This window comes from Pseudomonadota bacterium (genome assembly GCA_030860485.1).
Lineage (GTDB): Bacteria > Pseudomonadota > Gammaproteobacteria > JACCXJ01 > JACCXJ01 > JACCXJ01.
The window spans coordinates 1-6,433 of record JALZID010000235.1 but is presented as its reverse complement, the minus strand read 5'-3'; the positions used below and the strand labels follow the sequence as shown (position 1 = coordinate 6,433).

Here is a 6,433-nt window from a genome sequence, read left to right as displayed (position 1 = left end):
GTTTTCCGTCAGACGACCAACCAACTGCTGGTATTTCTGCTTGGTGGCTTTGCGCAGGCCCTTGTCCACGCATAAAGAATAGGTCCTTACAAGATATTGTTCAAGTTATTTCTACTAGCGGCCTTAGGCAGTGGGCTGAGCGCCCTTCGGTTTTTCGACGCGGCCTGGGAAGGAAAGCTTTGTCGTGGCTCAGGGTTCTATACCAACCGCGTTCGCTTCGGCGAGATGCTGGCGCCGTTCAAGCGCGCGAGCTTTGAATGCCATCTTGCGCGAGTGATACGCTGGGAGAAACTGCCAACGCCACGCGTCAAGTTACATGCATCGTTTCGCCACTTGCCAGATGAAGACTTGCTGGTGAGTGGCTTTGACGTCGTGCTCCGACGCAAAGGCTGAGGGAACCAATGTGCGGTCTTGCGGGATTTGTAGCGCGCATGGCGGCCAAGCCGAACCTGCAATGGCAAGCGGTATTGCAGCGCATGGGCGATCGAATCCGCCATCGTGGGCCGGACCATTCGGACCAATGGATCGATGCCGATGCGGGTATGGGTTTGGTGCATCGCCGCCTGGCTATTTTGGACCTGTCCGCGGCCGGGCACCAGCCAATGGTGTCTGCATCGGGCCGCCGGGTCATCGCCTTCAACGGGGAGATTTACAACCACGCCGACCTGCGGCAGGTGCTCCAGGCTTCGGGGACAGCGCCGGCATGGCGTGGGCATTCCGATACCGAAACGCTGCTGGCTGGCTTCGAGTCGTGGGGCATCGAAGACACGCTGCGGCGGTGCGTCGGCATGTTTGCGATCGCGCTGTGGGACCGGACAGAACGTCAGCTCCATCTGATGCGGGATCGCCTCGGCGAAAAGCCACTCTATTACGGCTGGGCGGGTGATGCGCTCCTGTTCGGATCGGAGCTGAAGGCGTTGCGCGCCCATCCGTCTTGGCGAGGCGAGGTGGACCGCGATGTTCTGACGCTGTTTTTTCGCCACAACTGCATTCCGGCGCCCTATTCGATCTATAAGGGTGTTTGGAAGCTGCCCCCTGGGACATGGCTCACCGTTTCGCAGGACGACGTACGCCGGCGCCAGCTACCGGCACCCCGAGTGTATTGGTCGGTACTTGCGGCGGCGGCGCGCGGCAGGGAAGAGCCGTTCGCGCAGGGTGATGCCGCGGCGCTGGCCGAGTTGGAGCGGATATCCGGTCAGGCGATTGCGCTGCAAAGTATATCGGATGTGCCGCTTGGGGCTTTCCTCTCGGGTGGCGTGGATTCTTCTGCCATCGTGGCGCTGATGCAGGTGCAGTCGCCCCGCCGCGTGCGCACCTTCTCCATAGGTTTTGCGGAGGCTGGTTATAACGAGGCGGAATACGCCAATGCGGTGGCCCGCCACCTGGGCACCGAGCACACGGAGTTTTATGTGAGCTCCGACGAAGCGCAGGCGGTCATTCCCCGCCTGCCAGAAATCTACGACGAGCCGTTCTCGGATTCTTCGCAGATCCCCACATTTCTGGTCGCGCAGCACGCGCGCCAGCACGTCACGGTGAGCCTCTCCGGCGATGCCGGGGACGAGCTCTTTGGCGGCTACAACCGTTACTTTGTCGCCCGCGCCTGGCGTCGCAAGCTTATGTGGATACCGCGGGCAATGCGCCGCCGGCTGGCGCAGACCATCGGCGCGTGTCCGCCGTGGCTGCTAAACGCGCTGTTGCCGCCCCTCGGGGTGGTGGCCCCGTATTTCCGAGTCACCCAGCCGAGCGACAAGGCGTACAAGGCGGCAGGGGTGCTGGCGTTGGACGATTGCGGGGCGCAATATCGGTACCTGGTCTCGCATTGGAAAGACCCCTCCAGTTTGGTGCTCGGCGCCCGCGAGCCAGGGACGCTGCTGGATGAATTGCTGATGTGTCCCGGTGTGGCATCCACGTTCGAGCAGTGGATGATGATGACGGATATGCTCACCTATTTGCCCGACGACATCCTGGTAAAACTCGATCGCGCGGCGATGGCGGTGAGCTTGGAAACGCGCGTGCCGTTCCTCGATCATCGGCTGGTGGAATTCGCCCTTTCGTTGCCGCTGCCGATGAAAATCCGCGACGGGCAAGGCAAATGGCTGCTGCGGCAGATGCTCTACAAATACGTGCCGAAGACACTGATCGAGCGTCCCAAGATGGGCTTCGGCGTCCCGATGGATTCCTGGCTCCGAGGCCCGTTGCGCGACTGGGCAGCGGCCCTGCTCGACGACGCGCGGTTGCGCCGCGAGGGATTTCTAGACCCGGCGCCCATCCGTCGGAGGTGGGAGAGGCACCAGAGCGGCACCTGCAACTTGCAGTACTACCTTTGGGACGTGCTGATGTTCCAGGCGTGGTTGGAAGCCGAGCATGCCTGAGGCCGCAGACACTTCCGCAGTCCGTCGTCCACCAAGGGTTCTGCTCTTCGCCAACACGGAATGGTACCTCTTCAACTTTCGTCTTGCGCTGGCGAAAGCTGCTCGCGCGCAGGGGTGGGAGGTGGTGCTGGTCTCGCCGCCCGGGCCGTACGGGGAAAAGCTTCGGGCCGAAGGTTTTCGCTGGGTTCCCGTGCCAATGGTGCGGCGCAGCCTCAACCCGATGCGCGAGGTCTTTGTGCTATGGGCTCTGTGGCGACTCTATCGTCGGGAAAAACCGGACATTGCCCATCACTTCACGATCAAGTGCGTGGTGTACGGTGGGCTAGCGGCTAAGGTTGCCGGTACGCGCGGCGTGGTAGGCGCGGTGACGGGTATGGGCTACGTCTTCAGCAGCAAGGAACTGCTTGCGCGGAGGTTGCGCCCCCTGGTGTGCCGGTTGCTCCGTTTCGCGATCAGCGGCCGGCAGAGCCGGTTGATCGTACAAAATCCGGACGATCGGCGCGCCGTCGTTGACGCAGGCCTGGTCGACGCTTCGCATGTGCGCCTGATTGCCGGATCGGGCGTTGACACGCAGCGGTATCATCCGCGCTCGGATGCGCTTTGCATAAGCGGCCGCACCCCGTCGGTCGTGTTCGCCGCGCGGCTGCTCTGGGCCAAGGGCGTGGCCGAGTTCGTGCTGGCGGCGCAGGTGTTGCGCGCCGAAGGGCTCGACATCCGATTTCTCGTGGCTGGTGAGCCGGATACCGGCAACCCCGCGTCTGTTCCCGAAGAGCAACTGGCGGCGTGGCGCGAGGAAGGCAGCGTGACTTTTATGGGCCACATGCAGGACATTCCCGCGCTGATGGCGACAGCGGACGTGGTCGTGTTGCCCAGTTATCGGGAGGGCGTTCCGCGCAATCTGATCGAGGCAGCGGCCGCAGGCTTGCCTATCGTGACGACCGACGCTCCCGGGTGCCGAGAGGTCGTGGAGGACGGGATCAACGGCATTCTCGTGCCCGCGCGCGACGCTGCGGCACTGACGGCAGCGATCCGAAAGCTTGTCCTGGATCCGGCACTTGCGGCGCGCATGGGGGCGGCCAGCCGTCAGAAAGCGCTCGCCCAGTTCGACGAGCGAATTGTGCTGGCGAACACGCTTGCCGTGTATCGGGAGTTGGTGCCGGAATGGCGGATCGCGGATTCTTCAATCACCGAGGGCTGAATTGGCGACACGCAAGGTCGCTGGGGTACATTGGTCTTGATAAGATGCACATTAAGGACGTAATCATATGATATATTGCCATTTCTAGCAAGACAGCTCGATTTCTACGGCACACATACCAAGGGGGAAACCATACCATAAGGGACTTGATAATGACATATATTTGTGATACACAACACTTGTTGGTGTGTGGACTGAGGGCTAAATGCACCCGGTTACGCGATTATGTGTTTTCTCGTATAGCTGATACCGCCTAATATTAGTAGTACTGGGATTATCCATTTCAACCACTCCGCGATCATCTCAGCTCTATATAGCCTAGGACTCAAAGCAATACCGACATCGGAGACTACGTTGTCTTCAGAGGATTGGAATATCTTGATATAGGATTCTATCGTTTTGTCATTATAACCCATGCCTCTTAGCGCGCTTTTCATTGTCTGAGGACCATGTTCTCCCTCTAAATAGCCGAGCCCTACAGCATAGGTGACACCATAGTCTGGGTCTGCAACACGCCATCCATTTTCTGTTTTAATTTCAGAAACCACATGCCCATTCAACCCAATAAATCTTGCCTCGAGCCCATTACGCTCTGCGATCCTGTTCATGACCGCGGAAACTTCAGAACAAAGACCACCTCTCCCTGCCACTATTCTTTCGGCATCTTGAGTTCGTGAGAGTGGTTCATAGAATTTACCACCCAGCCAGAGCAACCAATTCTCATATAGTTGTATTGTTCTCTTGTCGGAATGGACTAGTGACGCAGATATTATGTCATTCACAGCAACCAAATCAAAGGTGTCCATAGGTCGATCAAGGAGAGATCTAAGTTTTGATGAGTCTTGAGTTGGGTAATCATACCCAGGAATTGCTTTTTTTTTGTTCATTATCTTTTCCAACGACACTCGGGCTCGTCATAAATCCAAGGATGTTGATCGCAATTAGCACAAAGCCGATTGAAATGACGAAATAGCAAAATGCTTTGTTGGGATTTTTGCTTATCATGGCACGGCATCACATTAGAGAAATACGATTGGGTGCGGCTCGTTTAGAACGACGCTTGGAACGGTCACGCGGCCTTTCGAAAGTCATGGCTTGCCATCCGTGAGAGGTTGGTTGCGCTATAGCTCTTCGGGTTTGTGAAACGTCGAGTAGGCATCCGGATCGCCGCTGGAGTGAAGCGACCGGAGCTTCAGTACGGCTTCGGCACTGCGCAGTCGCCAGCGTGGCCAACGGATAAGGATAGGATATACAAGGCGGTTTCGCAAGCGTGGTGCCTTCTCGTTGGGGGCGGGGGAGTGATTGGGCGGGTCTGCGCCGGGTCGGGAAGCAGTTATTCGGGCAGACCGCGTGGGGTTGCGGGGCTCAGGGGCCAGATCGGGGGGTCGGTATTGAATGGCGCGTACTTAAGGTCTAACCCCATGAAATGACGTGCAAAAAGGCTGGTGCGGGTAATAAGCTGAGGTCGGCGAACTACCTCCTATCACCCGAGGAGCGCCTGAAGAGCCGCAGCACGCGGGTACGCACCTCGTGTTTGTTGGACCGCGGCAATGTCCTCCATCCGTCAAAGCGCTTGCCTCGTGAAACCGCACCCCTTCCGTCTCGGCGCCTTCGATGCACGCGAAGGCGATACGTTCGCTCTGAGTGAGCTCCTACCCGAGTATGAGTTCGACCAGGGCGCGAGCGGATAGGCGCCCTCCACCCCCGGAACCTTCCTACCGGTCAACGGGACTTGACGGCACCGATGGGCTCGCGTCCGGGCATCCGGGCCTCGCCCGTCCGTCGCCCTAAAGCTCAGACACCCACCCAGAACTCGGCCGGGATCGGCCCAAACGGGCTCTTACCGCCCCCGCGCGGGCCGCCGGATCACCGGCCGGCCCGTCCGACGTAACAGTACCTGTTGCAAAACAGCGTTGAACTTCCTATCCTTTGATCGGCGCTGCCGTGGTGCCGGCATTTGTGCTGGCGTCTGTGTGGGGCGCAAAGGGACGGGCGCGGGAGTCGCGCTTCCACTTGCGGTGTGCGCCCTTGTAGCCGCTTTGTTTAGCTATAACGTCACCTCCGGATATTAGTGGTTGGTAGGTTTCACTTTAATGGTGGCAATGTCCGCTCAGGACCGTGTGAGTGCGCAGCGGGCCGCAAATGACTAATCCGGTTGCTTTCGACTCGAGCAAAGACGGTTCGGGCGCAAACGCAAGGCTCAACTGTAACATGCTGAGATTTTGTAGGGTCTCCATATGACAGTCAGTCTGGTGATAAGGGGACTTGCGACTTTTGTTCCGGGCCTCCGAAGAATATTTCGACGCGGGACGGGTGGCACGAATTCAGCTTCGTATTCCTACGGCGTTTGGCTGAAGCACCTTACGATTCTGTGGGAAAACGGGATGCGGTCAGTGCCCAATACCCTGGCGGAGCTCGGGCCGGGAGATTCGCTGGGCGTCGGGCTCGCTGCGATGCTGTCGGGGGTCAACAATTACTACGCGTTGGATGTCGTGAGGTATTCCAACACGGAACTCAACCTGAAGATATTCGAAGAGCTGATTGCGCTGCTCAAGGCGCGCGCCGAGCGGCCTTCCAAAGGCTGGCCCGATTTTGACCGGTATCTGAACTCGCAGCTTTTTCCTAGCCACATCCTCACCGAGGAGATGCTCGAGCAATCTTTGTGTGAGAATCGGATCGGGCAGATTAGAAGCGCGCTTCTCAATTCGGGTTCGCAGACTAGTGGCGTCACGATCAGATACATGGTGCCGTGGTCAGACAGCAGCGTCATCGCCAAAGAGAGTGTTGATGTAGTATTGTCGCATTCGGTGCTCGAACACATCGTCGACCTCGAGGCGACCTACCGATCTCTGCACCTATGGCT

The 6,433-nt window shown here is 58.7% G+C and carries 4 protein-coding genes; 3 read left to right on the top strand and 1 reads right to left on the bottom strand.

The genetic code is table 11. The features are described from left to right. Nucleotides 1–401 precede the first annotated feature (401 nt). Nucleotides 402–2,372 (top strand): asparagine synthase (glutamine-hydrolyzing), encoded by a 1,971-nt coding sequence (asnB, locus tag M3461_14445; protein MDQ3775458.1) that lies wholly within the window; start codon nt 402–404, stop codon nt 2,370–2,372. Next, a complete protein-coding gene (locus M3461_14440; GenBank protein MDQ3775457.1) occupies nt 2,365–3,570 on the top strand; it encodes a glycosyltransferase family 4 protein in 1,206 nt (401 codons plus the stop codon). The genes asnB and M3461_14440 overlap by 8 nt, the downstream gene beginning before the upstream one ends. Nucleotides 3,571–3,785: 215 nt before the next feature. Here the strand turns inward: M3461_14440 and M3461_14435 are convergent, their stop codons facing one another. After that, nucleotides 3,786–4,457, bottom strand: coding sequence for a transglutaminase domain-containing protein (locus tag M3461_14435; protein ID MDQ3775456.1), 672 nt, complete (start codon nt 4,455–4,457; stop codon nt 3,786–3,788). Nucleotides 4,458–5,963: 1,506 nt separating this feature from the next. On the opposite strand from M3461_14435, the gene M3461_14430 reads away from it, so the two are divergent. Continuing rightward, a partial coding sequence (locus tag M3461_14430; protein ID MDQ3775455.1) for a hypothetical protein occupies nt 5,964–6,433 on the top strand: 470 nt, incomplete at its 3' end.